This window comes from Pectobacterium sp. CHL-2024 (genome assembly GCF_044751765.1).
Classification (GTDB): Bacteria; Pseudomonadota; Gammaproteobacteria; order Enterobacterales; family Enterobacteriaceae; genus Pectobacterium; species Pectobacterium brasiliense.
Genome location: NZ_JBIXKO010000001.1, coordinates 612,101 through 628,348 on the forward strand (window position 1 = coordinate 612,101; position 16,248 = coordinate 628,348).

Annotated in this window: 15 protein-coding genes, 1 pseudogene and 1 other annotated feature; of the genes and pseudogenes, 10 read left to right on the forward strand and 6 right to left on the reverse strand. The window is 50.5% G+C overall.

What is annotated here, in order from left to right; translation table 11 throughout:
- The first annotated feature begins 4 nt into the window (after positions 1-4).
- The 6 genes and pseudogenes from ACIPUG_RS02735 (at position 5) to ACIPUG_RS02760 (ending at position 6,926) form a co-directional block, all read left to right on the forward strand.
- Positions 5-1,132: an ABC transporter ATP-binding protein gene (locus tag ACIPUG_RS02735; protein WP_010275619.1), complete on the forward strand. Its 1,128-nt coding sequence runs from the start codon at positions 5-7 to the stop codon at positions 1,130-1,132.
- A 15-nt stretch (positions 1,133-1,147) separates the two neighbouring features.
- Positions 1,148-2,440: an ABC transporter substrate-binding protein gene (locus ACIPUG_RS02740; protein WP_014915274.1), complete on the forward strand. Its 1,293-nt coding sequence runs from the start codon at positions 1,148-1,150 to the stop codon at positions 2,438-2,440.
- Positions 2,441-2,687: 247 nt separating this feature from the next.
- The gene (locus tag ACIPUG_RS02745; RefSeq protein ID WP_336845215.1) at positions 2,688-3,416 is read left to right on the forward strand and encodes an oligogalacturonate-specific porin KdgM family protein; all 729 of its coding nucleotides are present in this window, start codon (positions 2,688-2,690) and stop codon (positions 3,414-3,416) included.
- 334 nt (positions 3,417-3,750) lie between these two features.
- Positions 3,751-4,704: a pectin acetylesterase PaeX gene (paeX, locus tag ACIPUG_RS02750; RefSeq protein WP_400337210.1), complete on the forward strand. Its 954-nt coding sequence runs from the start codon at positions 3,751-3,753 to the stop codon at positions 4,702-4,704.
- 80 nt (positions 4,705-4,784) lie between these two features.
- Positions 4,785-5,291 (forward strand): annotated as a pseudogene (locus ACIPUG_RS02755) (metal-dependent hydrolase); the annotation flags it as partial.
- 240 nt (positions 5,292-5,531) lie between these two features.
- Positions 5,532-6,926, forward strand: coding sequence for an L-cystine transporter (locus tag ACIPUG_RS02760; RefSeq protein WP_400337212.1), 1,395 nt, complete (start codon positions 5,532-5,534; stop codon positions 6,924-6,926).
- Between the two features lie 144 nt (positions 6,927-7,070).
- Here the strand turns inward: ACIPUG_RS02760 and osmE are convergent, their stop codons facing one another.
- The gene (gene osmE / locus ACIPUG_RS02765) at positions 7,071-7,400 is read right to left on the reverse strand and encodes an osmotically-inducible lipoprotein OsmE (RefSeq protein WP_039275129.1); all 330 of its coding nucleotides are present in this window, start codon (positions 7,398-7,400) and stop codon (positions 7,071-7,073) included.
- A gap of 225 nt (positions 7,401-7,625) precedes the next feature.
- On the opposite strand from osmE, the gene nadE reads away from it, so the two are divergent.
- The 4 genes from nadE to ACIPUG_RS02785 all read left to right on the forward strand — a co-directional run bounded on the left by nadE (position 7,626) and on the right by ACIPUG_RS02785 (position 11,824).
- Positions 7,626-8,450: an ammonia-dependent NAD(+) synthetase gene (gene nadE / locus ACIPUG_RS02770; protein ID WP_010297831.1), complete on the forward strand. Its 825-nt coding sequence runs from the start codon at positions 7,626-7,628 to the stop codon at positions 8,448-8,450.
- 83 nt (positions 8,451-8,533) lie between these two features.
- Positions 8,534-9,421: an aromatic amino acid DMT transporter YddG gene (gene yddG, locus ACIPUG_RS02775; RefSeq protein ID WP_400337214.1), complete on the forward strand. Its 888-nt coding sequence runs from the start codon at positions 8,534-8,536 to the stop codon at positions 9,419-9,421.
- A 132-nt stretch (positions 9,422-9,553) separates the two neighbouring features.
- Complete coding sequence (locus ACIPUG_RS02780; RefSeq protein ID WP_400337216.1) at positions 9,554-11,272, forward strand: ABC transporter ATP-binding protein; 1,719 nt, start codon at positions 9,554-9,556, stop codon at positions 11,270-11,272.
- 135 nt (positions 11,273-11,407) lie between these two features.
- Positions 11,408-11,824, forward strand: a complete 417-nt coding sequence (locus ACIPUG_RS02785; RefSeq protein WP_039275136.1) for a nitrous oxide-stimulated promoter family protein — start codon at positions 11,408-11,410, stop codon at positions 11,822-11,824.
- A 60-nt stretch (positions 11,825-11,884) separates the two neighbouring features.
- On the opposite strand, the gene ihfA is transcribed toward ACIPUG_RS02785, so the two are convergent.
- The 5 genes from ihfA to rplT form a co-directional block, all read right to left on the reverse strand.
- The gene (ihfA, locus tag ACIPUG_RS02790; RefSeq protein WP_009112984.1) at positions 11,885-12,181 is read right to left on the reverse strand and encodes an integration host factor subunit alpha; all 297 of its coding nucleotides are present in this window, start codon (positions 12,179-12,181) and stop codon (positions 11,885-11,887) included.
- A 4-nt stretch (positions 12,182-12,185) separates the two neighbouring features.
- Complete coding sequence (gene pheT / locus ACIPUG_RS02795) at positions 12,186-14,573, reverse strand: phenylalanine--tRNA ligase subunit beta (protein WP_400337218.1); 2,388 nt, start codon at positions 14,571-14,573, stop codon at positions 12,186-12,188.
- Positions 14,574-14,587: 14 nt separating this feature from the next.
- Positions 14,588-15,571 (reverse strand): phenylalanine--tRNA ligase subunit alpha, encoded by a 984-nt coding sequence (gene pheS / locus ACIPUG_RS02800; RefSeq protein ID WP_014915263.1) that lies wholly within the window; start codon positions 15,569-15,571, stop codon positions 14,588-14,590.
- A gap of 108 nt (positions 15,572-15,679) precedes the next feature.
- Positions 15,680-15,805 (reverse strand) — a sequence feature (Phe leader region).
- Positions 15,755-15,799 (reverse strand): pheST operon leader peptide PheM, encoded by a 45-nt coding sequence (pheM, locus tag ACIPUG_RS02805; RefSeq protein ID WP_106120997.1) that lies wholly within the window; start codon positions 15,797-15,799, stop codon positions 15,755-15,757. Its footprint overlaps the feature before it by 45 nt.
- An 84-nt stretch (positions 15,806-15,889) precedes the next feature.
- Complete coding sequence (gene rplT, locus ACIPUG_RS02810; RefSeq protein WP_005968887.1) at positions 15,890-16,246, reverse strand: 50S ribosomal protein L20; 357 nt, start codon at positions 16,244-16,246, stop codon at positions 15,890-15,892.
- Positions 16,247-16,248 lie beyond the last annotated feature (2 nt).

Below are 16,248 nucleotides of genomic sequence, written 5' to 3' on the forward strand. Positions count from 1 at the left end.
TATCATGGCTGAAGTTATTTTCAATAAACTGGAAAAAGTATACTCCAACGGTTTCAAAGCCGTTCACGGCATCGACCTGACGATTAAAGACGGTGAATTCATGGTTATCGTCGGCCCGTCTGGCTGTGCGAAATCCACTACGCTGCGTATGCTGGCGGGTCTGGAAACCATCAGCGGCGGTGAAGTACGTATCGGCGAGCGCGTTGTTAACAATTTGGCGCCGAAAGATCGCGGGATTGCCATGGTGTTCCAGAACTACGCCCTCTACCCTCACATGACGGTAAAAGAGAATCTGGCGTTTGGTCTGAAGCTGAGCAAAATGCCTAAAGATCAAATTGAAGCGCAGGTCGCCGAAGCGGCCAAAATTCTGGAGCTGGAAGATCTGCTGGATCGTCTGCCACGCCAGCTGTCTGGTGGTCAGGCACAGCGTGTGGCCGTAGGCCGCGCCATCGTTAAAAAACCAGATGTGTTCCTGTTTGACGAACCGTTGTCAAACCTGGATGCCAAACTGCGTGCATCCATGCGTATCCGTATTTCTGACCTGCATAAGCAGTTGAAGAAAAGCGGTAAAGCGGCGACAAGCGTATATGTTACCCACGACCAGACTGAAGCAATGACCATGGGTGACCGTATTTGCGTGATGAAACTCGGTCACATCATGCAGGTCGATACGCCGGATAACCTGTACCACTTCCCTGTCAATATGTTCGTTGCTGGCTTCATTGGCTCACCAGAAATGAACATTAAACCGTGCAAACTGGTCGAGAAAGACGGTCAGATTGGCGTTGTGGTTGGGAATAACGCGCTGGTGTTAAATGCTGCAAAACAAGACAAAGTCCGCAGCTATATCGGACAAGATGTCTTCTTCGGTGTTCGCCCAGACTATGTTTCCGTGTCAGATACGCCATTTGAAGGCAGCCACTCACAGGGTGAGTTGGTTCGCGTAGAAAACATGGGTCACGAATTCTTTATGTACATTAAAGTCGATGGCTTTGAATTAACCAGCCGCATTCCTTATGACGAAGGTCGGCTGATTATCGAGAAGGGACTGCATCGTCCGGTATATTTCCAGTTCGACATGGAAAAATGCCATATTTTTGATGCAAAAACAGAAAAAAATATCTCTCTTTAACAGGAGTAGTAACCGATGAAAAAAGCGATCCTACACACGTTAATAGCTTCATCTCTGGCGTCATTAGTGGCAATGCCCTCTTTAGCCGCTGATAATGTTGAATTGAGAATGTCCTGGTGGGGCGGCAACAGCCGTCACCAGCAGACGCTCAAAGCCATTGAAGAGTTCCACAAGCAGCACCCGAACATCACCGTGAAAGCGGAATATACTGGCTGGGACGGTCACCTGTCTCGTCTGACAACACAGATTGCCGGTAACACCGAGCCAGATGTGATGCAGACCAACTGGAACTGGCTGCCGATTTTCTCTAAGAACGGCACGGGTTTTTATGACCTGAACAAGGTTAAAGATTCTCTGGATCTGACCCAGTTTGAGTCAAAAGAACTGCAAAACACCACGGTCGAAGGGAAACTGAACGGTATTCCGATTTCCGTTACGGCCCGGGTCTTCTATTTCAACACCGAAAGCTGGAAAAAAGCCGGTCTGGAATATCCGAAAACGTGGGATGAGCTGCTGAACGCCGGTAAAGTGTTCAAAGAAAAACTGGGCGACCAATACTACCCTATCGTATTGGAACACCAGGATTCTCTGGCACTGCTGAACTCTTATATGGTTCAGAAGTACAACATTCCAGCGATTGATGTAAAAGGTCAGAAATTCGCCTATAGCGATGCGCAATGGGCTGAATTCTTTGGCATGTATAAGAAGTTGATCGACAGCCATGTCATGCCTGATGCGAAATACTATGCGTCTTTCGGTAAGAGCAACATGTATGAAATGAAGCCATGGATCAACGGCGAGTGGTCTGGTACTTACATGTGGAACTCCACTATCACTAAGTACTCTGACAACCTGCAACCACCAGCAAAACTGGAATTGGGTAGCTACCCAATGCTGCCAGGTGCAAAAGATGCCGGCTTGTTCTTCAAACCAGCACAGATGCTGTCTATCGGTAAGTCAACCAAGCATCCTAAAGAGTCTGCTCAGTTGATCAACTTCCTGCTGAACAGCAAAGAAGGTGCTCAGGCTCTGGGTCTGGAACGTGGTGTACCGTTGAGTAAAGCCGCTGTGGCTCAGCTGACTGCTGATGGCGTGATCAAAGATGATGCACCAGCCGTTGCCGGGTTGAAACTGGCGCTGTCTCTGCCGCATGAAGTTGCTGTTTCCCCTTATTTCGATGACCCGCAAATCGTTTCTCTGTTTGGTGATACCATCCAGTCTATCGATTACGGTCAGAAATCTGTGGAAGATGCTGCGAAATACTTCCAGCGTCAATCTGAGCGTATTCTGAAACGCGCAATGAAATAATGTTGTACCCGTTTTAGACTGTAATTCATCCCTGCCGCACTGACGGCAGGGATTTTTCATTTAAATTAAAACAACCGCGATATTCAATTCGATCTCCCTCACAATTTGAAACCCCATTTTACTTTTTGTTACCCAAGACGATCTCGATCACAGAACGTAGTTTAATAATAAATAAAATAGAACTTGTCCCAAAAAGCATAATGCGTGTTTTTTATTAGAGATATCCTAACCAATAGGGAATATAACAATGAAATTTAAATTACTAGCTCTGGCAGTTACGTCATTAATTAGTGTGAATGCAATGGCTGTGACAATCGATTACCGTCATGAAATGCAAGACACTGTCAAAAACGACCATAAAGATCGTCTTTCAATGTCCCACCGTTTCGCTAATGGTTTCGGTTTATCTGCAGAAGCTAAATGGCGTCAGTCTACTGCTGATAACACACCGAACAAACCTTTTAATGAAACCGTCAGCAACGGTACTGAAGTGGTTGCAAGCTATGTTTATAGCTTCAACAAAACCTTTTCTTTAGAACCAGGCTTCTCTTTAGATTCAAGCTCTGATTCCAACAACTACCGCCCTTATCTGCGCGGAAAAGTGAATATTACTGACGATCTGTCTACCTCTCTCCGCTATCGCCCTTACTATTTAAGAAAAAGCGGGAATACAAATAAAACAGGTGCCAGCAACTATACTCAAGAAACTGGTTACAATCTGACTGCAGTTGTTAGCTATAAATTCCTGAAAGATTACCAGATCGATTACGAACTGGACTACAAAAAAGCTAACAAAGCAGGACCGAGTGGTTTTCAAGCAGACAAAGAAAACTGGAAAATCGAACACGATGTTAAACTGGCTTATAAGTTAGACAAAAACTGGAAACCTTATATGGCTATCGGCAACGTTGTCGGTGATAAAAATACCGACGAGCGTCAGACTCGTTACCGTGTTGGTGTGCAATACAGCTTCTAATAACGGGCTTGTTATTTAAATAAGCATTATTAGTTGGCAAAAGGGATGTTAGTGTTAATTGGTTCACTCAGCTTTATCATTAACGTCCCTTTATTATTATGTCCGTCGTAGGTTAAGCAAGTTAGTTACGTTTCGTTGTTACATGTGGTGTCGTTAAATGCGTTTTAGCTGTTGAAATTGCTGTGTCTGATTTACCCTCTTCGTGTATGAATGTTATTTCTTTATTAAAGTTTGCGGTTCAGGGTAGTCATTTTTTCTCCGATGTGATGGCTACCCTATTTTTTACCATCGCCCAACGATTTTCCCCCTCCTTCCCTTTGTCAGGTGATCTATCATGATTGTTCGTTCTCTGCTTGTCGGGGCCATTATGATGTCTGTAAATGGATTAAGTTACGCTCAACCTGTTTTTCCTGTCTGGCCACACGGCGAAGCGCCGGGAGCCTCTTCTTCAACGGTACAGCCGCAAGTGGTCGAACGGAGCAAAGATCCCTCTCTTCCCGATCGGGCAGCAACCGGGATTCGCAGCCCCGAAATTACCGTTTATCCGGCAGAGAAGCCCAATGGCATGGCGTTACTCATTACGCCAGGTGGTTCTTACCAGCGCGTCGTGTTGGATAAGGAAGGTAGCGATCTGGCACCGTTCTTTAATCAACAGGGCTACACCCTTTTCGTGATGACCTATCGCATGCCCGGAGAAGGCCATAAAGAAGGCGCTGACGCCCCGTTAGCCGATGCCCAGCGAGCAATCAGAACCCTGAGGGCCAACGCCGAGAAGTGGCACATTAACCCACAGCGTATTGGTATTATGGGATTCTCCGCGGGTGGTCATGTTGCTGCCAGCCTGGGAACCCGCTTCGCCCAGTCCGTTTACCTCGCGACGGATGCCATTGACAGCGTAAGCGCACGCCCTGATTTCATGGTGCTGATGTACCCCGTCATTTCGATGCAGGCGAATATTGCGCACGCTGGTTCGCGCAAACAGTTAATCGGTGAGCAGCCGACGGAAGCACAGGTGCTGCGTTATTCTCCAGAGAAGCAGGTTACCGCTCAGACGCCACCCACGTTTCTGGTGCATGCCGTTGACGATCCGTCAGTGTCGGTTGATAACAGTCTGGTGATGTTCAGCGCGCTGCGGGAAAAACAGATCCCCGTCGAAATGCATCTGTTTGAGAAGGGGAAACACGGTTTCGGCCTGCGCGGTACCAAAGGACTTCCAGCGGCAGCCTGGCCTCAGTTGCTGGACAATTGGCTGCGAGTCTTACCTGTAAGTAACGAACCGTCGAAATAAATCGTTACGCCGTCACGGCTTCCGCAGACAGGGATAATCTCTTATACTGTATAAAATAACAGTTTTATTTGAGAAGTTTCATGACTGCGGAAGGACACCTGCTGTTTTCTGTTGCCTGCGCGATTCTGGCTAAGAAAGTTGAGCTATCGCCTGCGCTGGCTACCGGAGACTGGTGGCACATTATTCCCGGTGCACTCCTTACCGCGCTGCTGCCCGATATCGATCACCCCAAATCCGTCCTCGGGCAGCGCCTGAAGTGGCTTTCTTCGCCCATTGCCCGCCTCTTTGGTCATCGCGGGTTTACGCACAGCCTCCTTGCCATCGCCGCCGGTATTTTCTTTATTCAGACGCGCCTGCCGCCAGACTGGCCGATTCCGCCCGATGCTTACCATGCCATGATCGTCGGTTATCTGAGCCACATTCTCGCGGATATGCTGACGCCCTCTGGCGTTCCTCTGCTCTGGCCCTGTCGCTGGCGTTTCCGCTTGCCGATTTTAAACAGCCAAAAAGGCAATCAGTTGGAACGCTTTCTGTGTCTTGCCTGTATCGGCTTTTCGCTGTATCAGCCACAAAAAAATCTGGATTGCTGCACCTATGAGCAGTCATTTCGCTTTTTACAGTCCGCGCAAACCTACCTCTTTCAATACGTGAAGTAACAGCGTTACTTACCGTCAGACATATCCCTGTAACATGATGGCAAAAGACCTGCTATCCTGTGCGCGTTTGTTATTTTTCATCGCAAAAAATCACGCTACCTCCGCCGATCTCCATTACCGCACGAGATCGTGGGCAGCGTGACGCGATTCACTGATAGGGAGCAAAGCCGGATGAATTTTCCGCTACTCATAAATATTCTGCTATTTGTCGTATTACTGCTCGGATTAGGTTACGCCAGCCGTAACCCATCCTGGAGTCTGGCAAAGAAAGTGTTGCTGGGTTTGGTTGTCGGGGTGCTATTTGGTCTGGCACTGCATCTGATTTATGGTGGTGACAACCCGGTTGTTAAGCAGTCCATTTCATGGTTTAACATCGTAGGTAATGGCTATGTGCAGCTGTTACAGATGATCGTCATGCCGCTGGTCTTTATCTCCATCCTCAATTCCGTTGCCAAGCTGCATAATGCCTCATCATTAGGGAAAATAAGCGTACTGACGCTTTCTACCCTGTTGATCACCACGCTGATTTCCGCGTTGGTCGGTGTTTTTGTGACTAACCTGTTTGGCCTGACGGCGACCGGGCTGGTGCAAGGTGCACAAGAAACCGCGCGATTAACGGCGATTGAAAGCAACTATGCTGGTAAAGTCGCTGACCTTAACGTGCCTCAGCTTATCCTGTCATTTATTCCTAAAAACCCGTTTGCTGAGCTGACCGGCGCGAACCCGACGTCTATCATCAGCGTCGTCGTCTTCGCCGCGTTCCTTGGCGTTGCGGCGTTACAGCTACTGAAAGATGACGCGGTCAAAGGCGAACGCGCTTTAACCGCCATTGACACGCTGCAATCCTGGGTGATGAAGCTCGTACGTCTGGTGATGAAGTTGACCCCCTACGGCGTCATGGCGCTGATGACCAAAATGGTCGCCAGCTCTAACCTGCAAGACATCCTCAAACTGGGCAGCTTCGTTGTCGCGTCCTATCTGGGGCTGGCGATTATGTTCGGCGTTCATGCGCTGATCCTGTCGTTCACAGGCATCAATCCGGCCCGTTTTTATCGCAAAGTCTGGCCTGTCCTAACGTTCGCGTTTACCAGCCGTTCCAGCGCGGCGACGATTCCGCTCAGCATTGAAGCGCAAACGCGCCGTATTGGCGTGCCGCAATCTATCGCCAGCTTTGCAGCCTCTTTCGGCACGACAATCGGTCAGAACGGCTGTGCGGGGCTTTACCCAGCGATGCTGGCCGTGATGGTCGCGCCAACGGTCGGCATCAACCCGTTGGATCCTGTCTGGATCGCGACGCTGGTCGGTATCGTCACCATCAGTTCTGCTGGCGTAGCCGGTGTGGGCGGCGGTGCCACCTTTGCCGCGTTAATCGTTCTGCCTGCCATGGGGCTGCCGGTAACGCTTGTCGCGCTGCTCATCTCCATTGAGCCGCTGATCGACATGGGCCGTACCGCGCTTAACGTCAGCGGGTCTATGACTGCCGGTACCGTCACCAGCCAGTTGATGAAGCAGACGGACAAAACGGTTTTCAACGCACAGGATGACGCTGAGTTGACGCACCGCTAAGCCGAATTTGCTGTACAAAAGAAAACGCCGATGGCTGATGCTATCGGCGTTTTTTATGATGGGCCGTTGCTGCACAACGTTGAAAAACGGTCCCTACATTTTTTATGACACTTTTCTAATAACGATATCGTGCCATCGGGCTAGTTAGCGTTGCGGGTTAGTATCGTAGGCCTGGCAGCTCTGGAAGCCTTTATTGAGAACATGGCCCGTTTCGTTATAGCTAACGAAATAGTTCTGCGCTGTACCATCACGGTTTTTCAGCAGATAATCGCTACAGGTGCCTTTGGCATTTACCAGACGTTTTTCTACTCCGCTACCTGCAAGTTGATGAACCTGTTGCTTCGTCATTCCCACTTTCACATCTTTCACCACGGGCTCATTGACATAACTTTCTGCCTTGTTATAAGCCGAACATCCCGCCAGCATGACAGCACCAGCTGCCGCAATACATACCAGTAATCTGTTATTCTTCATCTCATCACCTCATTATTAATGGGTCACCCTAAGGCTAGTCGGCGGCGACCACTTTTTCAAATCATAACGCAGGGATGTAACATATTGGCCGATAGTCAAAAACCGGTTATCTATAGGGAAAATGACTACCTGACAGCTTGTTCTTTTTCTTCACGCCAATTCGTTTTACACTCAGGCAATCGTAATAATTCTTTTGCAGTATCAATAAGTTCAGGAGGGGATGGCATGTCATTACAAAACGACATTATCACTGCGTTGGGAGTGAAAAGCAGCATCGAACCAGCACAGGAAATCCGTGTTAGCGTTGATTTTTTAAAGAATTATCTGAATGCTCACCCGTTCGTTACGTCGTTAGTTTTGGGCATTAGCGGCGGTCAGGATTCTACGCTGACCGGCAAACTGTGCCAGACGGCTATCACGGAATTACGTAATGAGACCGGAAATTCTCGCTATCAGTTCATCGCCGTTCGACTGCCTTACGGCGTGCAGGCGGATGAAGCCGACTGTCAGGACGCCATCGCTTTTATCCAACCAGACCGCGTATTAACCGTAAATATCAAACCTGCGATAGAAGCCAGTGAAGCCACCTTACGTGCCATTGGTGTGGAGCTTTCCGATTTTGTAAAAGGCAACGAGAAAGCCAGAGAACGCATGAAAGCGCAGTACAGCATCGCGGGCATGAATGCCGGGCTTGTCGTCGGCACCGATCATGCAGCAGAGGCGGTAACGGGCTTTTTCACCAAATACGGTGATGGCGGTACCGATATCAACCCGATTTTCCGGTTGAATAAGCGTCAGGGTAAAGCGCTGCTGCGCGAACTTGGCTGCCCTTCTCATCTTTACACCAAAGCCCCTACCGCCGATCTGGAAGAAGACCGACCGTCTCTCCCCGATGAAGTCGCGCTGGGTGTAACCTATGAAAAGATCGACGATTATCTGGAAGGCAAGCAGATCGAAGCCAACGATGCAGCCATTATCGAAAACTGGTATCGCAAAACTGAACACAAGCGTCGTCCGCCGATTACCGTTTTTGATGACTTCTGGCGGTAAACCATCACAATGAGCACTACCGGATGCAGATAACGGCATCCGGTTTGATTTCTTTGGCACAGACCTCATAACCAGGTATGAATATGACGTCACAGCGCGCCACGCTCACGGGCCTACTGGCGATCGTTTTATGGAGCACATCCGTCGGGCTTATCCGTAGCCTGACAGAAGCACTCGGCCCCATCGGCGGTGCGGCGATGATTTACTCCACCAGCACGCTGTGTCTATTGGCCTTTTACGGTTTTCCCCGCATTAAGACGCTGCCCAGAGTCTATTTGTTCGCAGGCGGTACGATGTTTGTCTGCTACGAGATATTTTTGTCGCTGTCCATCGGGCTAGCAGATAGCCGCATGCAGGCGATAGAAATAGGGATGATTAACTATTTGTGGCCCAGTTTGACCGTGTTCTTTTCTCTTTTTATCAATCAGCAGAAGAGTCGTTTCCTGCTCTGGCCCGGCCTTGCGCTCTCGCTAGGCGGCATCGTGTGGATTATGAAAGGAGAAAGCGATTGGACACCAGAGTTACTGTGGAACAACATTCTGGCTAACCCGCTGGCCTACAGACTGGCGTTTTCTGCGGCCCTGACCTGGGCGCTCTACTGCAATATCACCAGGCGTTACGGACAGGGAAAAAGCGGCGTCTCGCTGTTCTTTTTCGTCGCCTCACTCCTGCTCTGGATTCAGTACGCCTTCAGTACCGAAGGGGCGATTTCATTAACCTTACCAAGTTCGCTGCAACTGCTCTTTATGGGCACATCGACCGCATTAGCCTATTCCGTCTGGAATATCGGTATTCAGCATGGCAACCTGACGTTGCTGGCAACCGCCTCTTATTTCACGCCCGTGCTTTCCACACTATTAGCCGCGCTCTGGCTCAATATCACGCCCGCTATATCATTCTGGCAAGGCGTCGTCATGGTCACTGCAGGTTCGCTACTCTGCTGGTATGCGACACGTACACCCACAAGCTGATTCGCAGCTATCCCCATGCTTTTCGGCTAAATTTTCCGTCCAATAAAAAACCCTAATCTGCTCGCGGTCACATTCTTCACGTTAACCTGTTATAGTCATCCCCACATTTCGTTACCTAAAAAATAGTCACACATGTTAAGGCGTTTCTTTTCCTACTATTCCCCTTACAAAGGGTTATTCGTCCTCGACTTCGGCTGTGCCATTATCGCTGGCCTGCTTGAATTAGGGTTTCCGATGGCGATTAAAGCGTTCATCGACAAACTATTACCCGCTCAGGACTGGTCGCTGATCCTGTTGGCGTCAGTGGCACTCTTGGCCGTATATCTGCTGAATACCGCGCTGATGGCAATCGTCAACTATTGGGGACATGCGCTGGGCGTGGGTATTGAAACCGATATGCGGCGGCAGGCCTTTGAGCATCTGCAAAATTTGCCGTTCCGTTACTACGACAATATGAAGACCGGTCATATCATCACCCACGTCACCAAAGATTTGGAAGAAGTCGGGGAAATTGCCCACCACGGCCCGGAAGACCTCTTCCTCGCGATCATGACGTTTATTGGTGCGTTCATTCTGATGGCGACGGTTCACCTGAATCTGGCGCTGCTGACGATTATTATCGTGCCTTTCATGACGTTTCTCGTCAGCCGCTATGGCGCTCGCATGACGGAGACGTGGCGTCAACTCTTCGGTCAGGTTGGCAACTTCAACGCCCGAATTGAAGAGAGCGTTGGGGGTATCCGCGTCGTTAAAGCGTTTGCTAATGAAGCGCATGAGAAGAAACTGTTCTCTAACGATAACGAAAACTACCGCCGTACCAAGTTGCAGGCCTATCGCATCATGACCGCCAGTATGACGCTCAGCTACCTCAGCACGCGCCTGATACAGCTTATCGTGATGCTGGCCGGTATTTGGTATGTCATTCAGGGCGAACTCAGCTACGGTGGTTTTATCGGCTTCCTGCTGCTGATTGAAGTGTTCTTTCGACCTGTTGCCAAAATTACCTCGGTGCTGGAGAGCTATCCCAAAGGGATTGCGGGCTTCAAACGCTTTACTCAGCTGATCGACACCGTTCCCGAGATTGCCGACGCCCCCGATTCGCATGATGCCGGGCCGCTGAAAGGCGATATCCGGTTCAATCAGGTGAGCTTTGGGTATTCTGCCGATCGTCCGATTCTGCGCAATATTGACCTGTCGATTCGCGCAGGGGAAACCGTAGCGTTTGTTGGCCCCTCCGGTGCGGGCAAAACCACGCTTTGTTCTCTGCTTCCCCGTTTCTACGATTTAACCAGCGGCGCCATCACCATTGACGGCATGGATATCCGCCAGATGACGCAGGCATCGCTACGCAGCCAAATCGGCATCGTACAGCAGGATGTCTTCCTGTTCGGCGGCACCATTCGGGAAAACATCGCTTACGGCAAACTTGATGCCAGCGATGACGAAATCATGGAAGCCGCACGACGTGCGCGGTTAGATGAGCTGATCGAAAATCTGCCTGACGGGCTGGATACCGTGGTCGGCGAGCGCGGCGTTAAATTATCGGGTGGGCAAAAGCAGCGTTTATCTATCGCGCGCATCTTCCTGAAAAACCCACCGATCCTGATTCTGGACGAAGCAACGTCCGCACTGGATACCGCGACAGAGCAGGCGATACAGCAATCGCTCAGCGAGCTTTCCGCAGGGCGTACCACGTTGATCATAGCCCACAGGTTGGCAACCATACAGAACGCGGGACGCATTGTGGTGGTAGATAACGGCAGCATTATTGAGCAAGGCAGCCATCAGGTGCTGCTGGAGCAAAGTGGCATCTATGCCAGATTACATCAGGCGCAGTTCGGTCACGCCTGATTACGACCTTCCTCGGCGAGGGTTCTCCTCGCCTTTTTCTCTCTGCTTTCCTACATAGATGTGATTTCAGTGGTTCCCCTCGCAATAAATTGCATTTAAAATACATCTATTATGATTTCATCAGGACATGACGCCATGGCGAGAAAACCCCTGGGAAAATACCGACAGCGGGAGATCCGTACCGTCGGATTGATGATCGAGCTGTATGAAAAGCATCATCCTGAAACCGGCGATAACACGCAGCATAAAGACTTATTCAACTACGCCATCAAGCGTCTGGAACGCTGTCAATTCGGTGAAGATAAACCCGCGTGTAAGCATTGCCCCATTCACTGCTATCAACCCGCCCGACGTGAGGCGATCAAAGCGATTATGCGCTGGTCGGGGCCGCGGATGTTGTTGCGCCACCCGATTCTGGCAATACGCCATTTAATTGACGATCATCGGCCAGTGCCGGACTATCCGAAAAAAGAGGCTGCGCCAAATGGACGAGCAACGCGTTTAGCCTCGCAGCATACGGCACCAGCAGATACCGAATCGACGTTGAAATAGGCAAAATGAGGCGAATAAGATAGGAAAAGGCCGCTTGCGCGGCCTTTTTGGGTGACTCTGTTACTCTTTGGGAGAGGCGTTCTCTACCCTGCTTTTTAGCTTTTGCCCCGGACGGAACGTGACCACACGGCGCGCCGTAATCGGAATATCTTCGCCAGTTTTTGGGTTACGTCCCGGACGTTGGTTCTTGTCTCTCAAATCAAAATTGCCAAAACCTGACAACTTGACCTGCTCGCCATTTTCCAAAGCGCGACGAACTTCTTCAAAAAACAGCTCGACTAGCTCTTTGGCATCCCGTTTGCTCAGCCCGAGCTTCTCAAACAGGTATTCTGACATTTCAGCTTTAGTAAGCGCCATAGGTTCAATCCCTCAAGGATGCTTGGAATCGCTGTTTTAATGCTGCTACGCATTCTGCAACGGTAGCGGCAATTTCCTCTTCTGCCAGTGTACGCGTGGTATCTTGCAGGGTCAGACTGATAGCCAGACTCTTATAACCTTCCGCTACGCCCTTCCCTCGGTACACGTCGAATAAGTTTACGCCAACTAACTGATTTGCGCCAACTTTCTTACACTCGGCCAAAATATCGCCCGCAGGGACATTTTCAGCGACCACAACGGCGATATCGCGACGGTTCGCCGGGAAGCGGGAAACCTCGTTCGCCTCAGGCAATACGCGGTCTGCAACCTTATCCCACAACAATTCGAACACCACGGTGCGCCCGTTAAGATCCAACTTGCGCTCCAGTTCTGGGTGAATAACGCCAATAAATCCAATGCGTTCTCCGCACAGATAAATAGCAGCACTTTGTCCTGGATGCAATGCCGGATTGTTTTCGGCCTTGAACTCAGCCTCAGACAACTTGCCCGTCAATGCCAGTACCGCTTCCAAATCGCCTTTTAAATCATAGAAGTCAACGGCCTGACGCGCCAGATCCCAATGCTCTTCATAACGCGTGCCAGTAATCACACCCGCCAGCATCAGATCCTGACGAATACCCAGGTCAGCACTGGTGTCAGGAACAAAACGGAGACCACTTTCAAACAGGCGCAGGCGGCTTTGTTGACGGTTTTGGTTATACACCGCCGCGCTCAGCAAGCCGCTCCACAGCGATAAACGCATCACCGACATCTCTGCGGAAATTGGGCTCGGCAGGCTCAGCGACGCTTCATTAGGGTGGATTAATCCCTGAATTTTCGGGTCAACAAAACTGTAAGTAATTGCTTCCTGGTAGCCGTGATCGACTAATAATGTCTTCACGCGCTTCAATGACAGTGACGCTTCGCGATGCGAGGTCATAATCAACGGAGCCTGAGTCGGAATATTCGGAATGTTGTTATAGCCGTAAATACGCGCGACTTCTTCAACCAAATCTTCTTCAATTTCCATGTCGAAGCGCCAGCTCGGTGCCGTCGCCTGCCAACCTGCATCGGTTTTCGCAACGTTACAGCCCAGACGCTGCAGAATATCGCCCACCTGCTCATCGGCAATCACATGGCCAATCAGGCGATCCAATTTTTCACGGCGCAGCGTAATCGTTGCGCGAGTTGGCAAATCTGCCTCGCTGGTCACATCAACGACCGGTCCCGCTTCACCACCGCAGATATCGATCAGCAGACGAGTCGCGCGCTCAATAGCTTTGTGCTGTAACGCCGGATCAACACCACGCTCGTAGCGGTGAGACGCATCGGTGTGCAAACCGTGACGACGTGCGCGTCCGGTAATCGACAGCGGATTGAAGTAAGCGCATTCCAGCAGAACGTTTTGCGTTTCTCCATTGACGCCAGAATGCTCGCCGCCAAAGATACCGCCCATCGCCAGCGCACTCTGCTGGTCAGCGATAACCAGCGTATCCGCATTCAGCTTCGCTTCGTTACCATCCAGCAGCGTCAGCGTTTCGCCTTCTGTCGCCATACGCACGATAATGCCGCCGTTGAGACGGTCGAGATCGAACGCGTGCATTGGTTGGCCGAGTTCCAGCAGAACGTAGTTCGTCACATCAACAACCGGATCGATAGAACGAATACCGCAACGGCGCAGCTTTTCGCGCATCCACAGTGGCGTTGCCGCCTTAACGTTGATGCCTTTCACCACACGGCCTAAGTAACGCGGGCATGCCTGCGGCGCATCGACCTGAATCGGGAAGGTATCCTGAATCGTCGCAGCAACGGGCTCAATAGTCGGTTCATTCAACGGCAGCTGATTCAACACGGCCACATCACGCGCCACACCGATAATGCCTAAGCAATCAGCACGGTTTGGCGTCACGCTGATTTCAATCGCGTTGTCATCCAGCTTCAGGTTCTCACGAATATCTGTGCCAATCGGCGCGTCTGCTGGCAGTTCAATGATGCCATCGTGATCCTCGGAAATACCTAACTCGGAAAATGAGCACAGCATGCCTTCAGACGGTTCACCACGCAGTTTGGCGGCTTTAATTTTGAAATCGCCCGGCAAGACGGCACCGACCGTCGCCACCGCCACTTTCAGGCCCTGACGGCAGTTCGGCGCGCCACAGACGATATCCAGCAGGCGCTCGCCGCCGACATTGACTTTCGTCACACGCAGTTTGTCTGCGTTCGGGTGCTGCCCACATTCGACCACTTCACCGACAACCACGCCGTGGAATGCGCCAGCAACAGGCTCAACGCCATCCACTTCCAGCCCTGCCATCGTGATCTGTTCAGATAGCGTTTCACTGTCAACCGCCGGGTTTACCCACTCGCGTAACCAGAGTTCACTGAATTTCATGATGTATACCCGCCTTACTTAAACTGTTTGAGGAAACGCAGATCGTTTTCGAAGAATGCACGCAGATCGGTCACGCCATAGCGCAGCATCGTCAGACGCTCCATGCCCATACCGAACGCGAAGCCGGAATACACTTCTGGGTCGATACCGACATTACGCAGGACATTCGGGTGCACCATGCCGCAGCCCAGGACTTCCAGCCATTTGCCGTTTTTACCCATCACATCTACTTCAGCAGACGGTTCGGTAAATGGGAAATAAGACGGACGGAAGCGAACCTGCAAATCTTCCTCAAAGAAATTACGCAGGAAATCATGCAACGTGCCTTTCAGGTTGGTGAAGCTGATGTCTTTATCGACGATCAACCCTTCCATCTGATGGAACATCGGCGTGTGAGTCTGATCGTAATCGTTACGATAAACGCGACCCGGCGCGATGATGCGGATAGGCGGTTGCTGCTTTTCCATGGTACGAATCTGAACGCCAGACGTCTGTGTACGCAGCAGGCGTGTAGCATCAAACCAGAACGTGTCGTGGTCAGCACGCGCAGGGTGGTGCCCTGGAATATTCAGCGCATCAAAGTTGTGATAATCGTCTTCGATTTCCGGCCCGGTTACCACGGAAAAACCCAGCTCGCCGAAGAAGGTTTCGATACGATCGATGGTACGAGTCACCGGATGCAAGCCACCATTTTCAATGGTGCGGCCCGGCAGGGAAACATCGATGGTTTCTTGCGCCAGACGCGCATTTAACTCAGCGGATTCCAGCATGTGCTTACGGGCATTCAGCGCGTCCTGAACGTCTTGCTTAGCCTGGTTAATGACAGCACCAGCAGCAGGGCGCTCTTCAGCCGGCAACTCGCGCAGCGAGGTCATCTGAAGGGTTAAGTGACCTTTTTTGCCCAGATATTCGACACGCACATTTTCCAGTGCGGCAACATCCTGAGCCTCTTCTATAGCTGTTCTGGCTTTGGCAACCAGCTCTGCGAGATGTGGCATTGTGTTCCTCTTTTTCTGCCTATGTGGCCAACGGTCATGATTGAAGAATGTCGTTTTACTCAAAACGATAAATGTTACTAAAAACAAGAGTAAAAACCGATTATTGTAAACAAAAAAGCCTCCCTATGGGGAGGCTTAAGCGCTACTTTTCGTTTCTTTTCTTACGCGCAAAGCCCCCTGAATTCAGGCGCTAAAGTAAAAAAAGAAACGGAAAATAGCAGCGTTCATACTTGCGTTACCTTTGTCTTATAAATAATAAAAACGGAAAGTGTAGAGCTCGACGAAAAGAGGGAGCCAAAGCTCCCTCTCTCAACTGACTTACGCCAGTGCTGCTTTCGCTTTTTCGACCAGCGCGCTGAACGCTAACTTATCGAATACTGCGATATCAGCCAGAATCTTACGGTCAATTTCAACAGAGGCTTTTTTCAGGCCGTTGATGAATTTGCTGTAAGACAAACCATTTTGACGAGCTGCCGCATTGATACGTGCAATCCACAGCTGACGGAATTGACGTTTACGTTGACGACGGTCGCGGTAAGCGTATTGGCCAGCTTTGATTACTGCCTGGAAGGCAACACGATAAACACGCGAACGGGCACCGTAGTAACCTTTCGCTTGTTTCAATATTTTCTTGTGACGTGCACGGGCAACTACACCACGTTTTACGCGAGCCATAT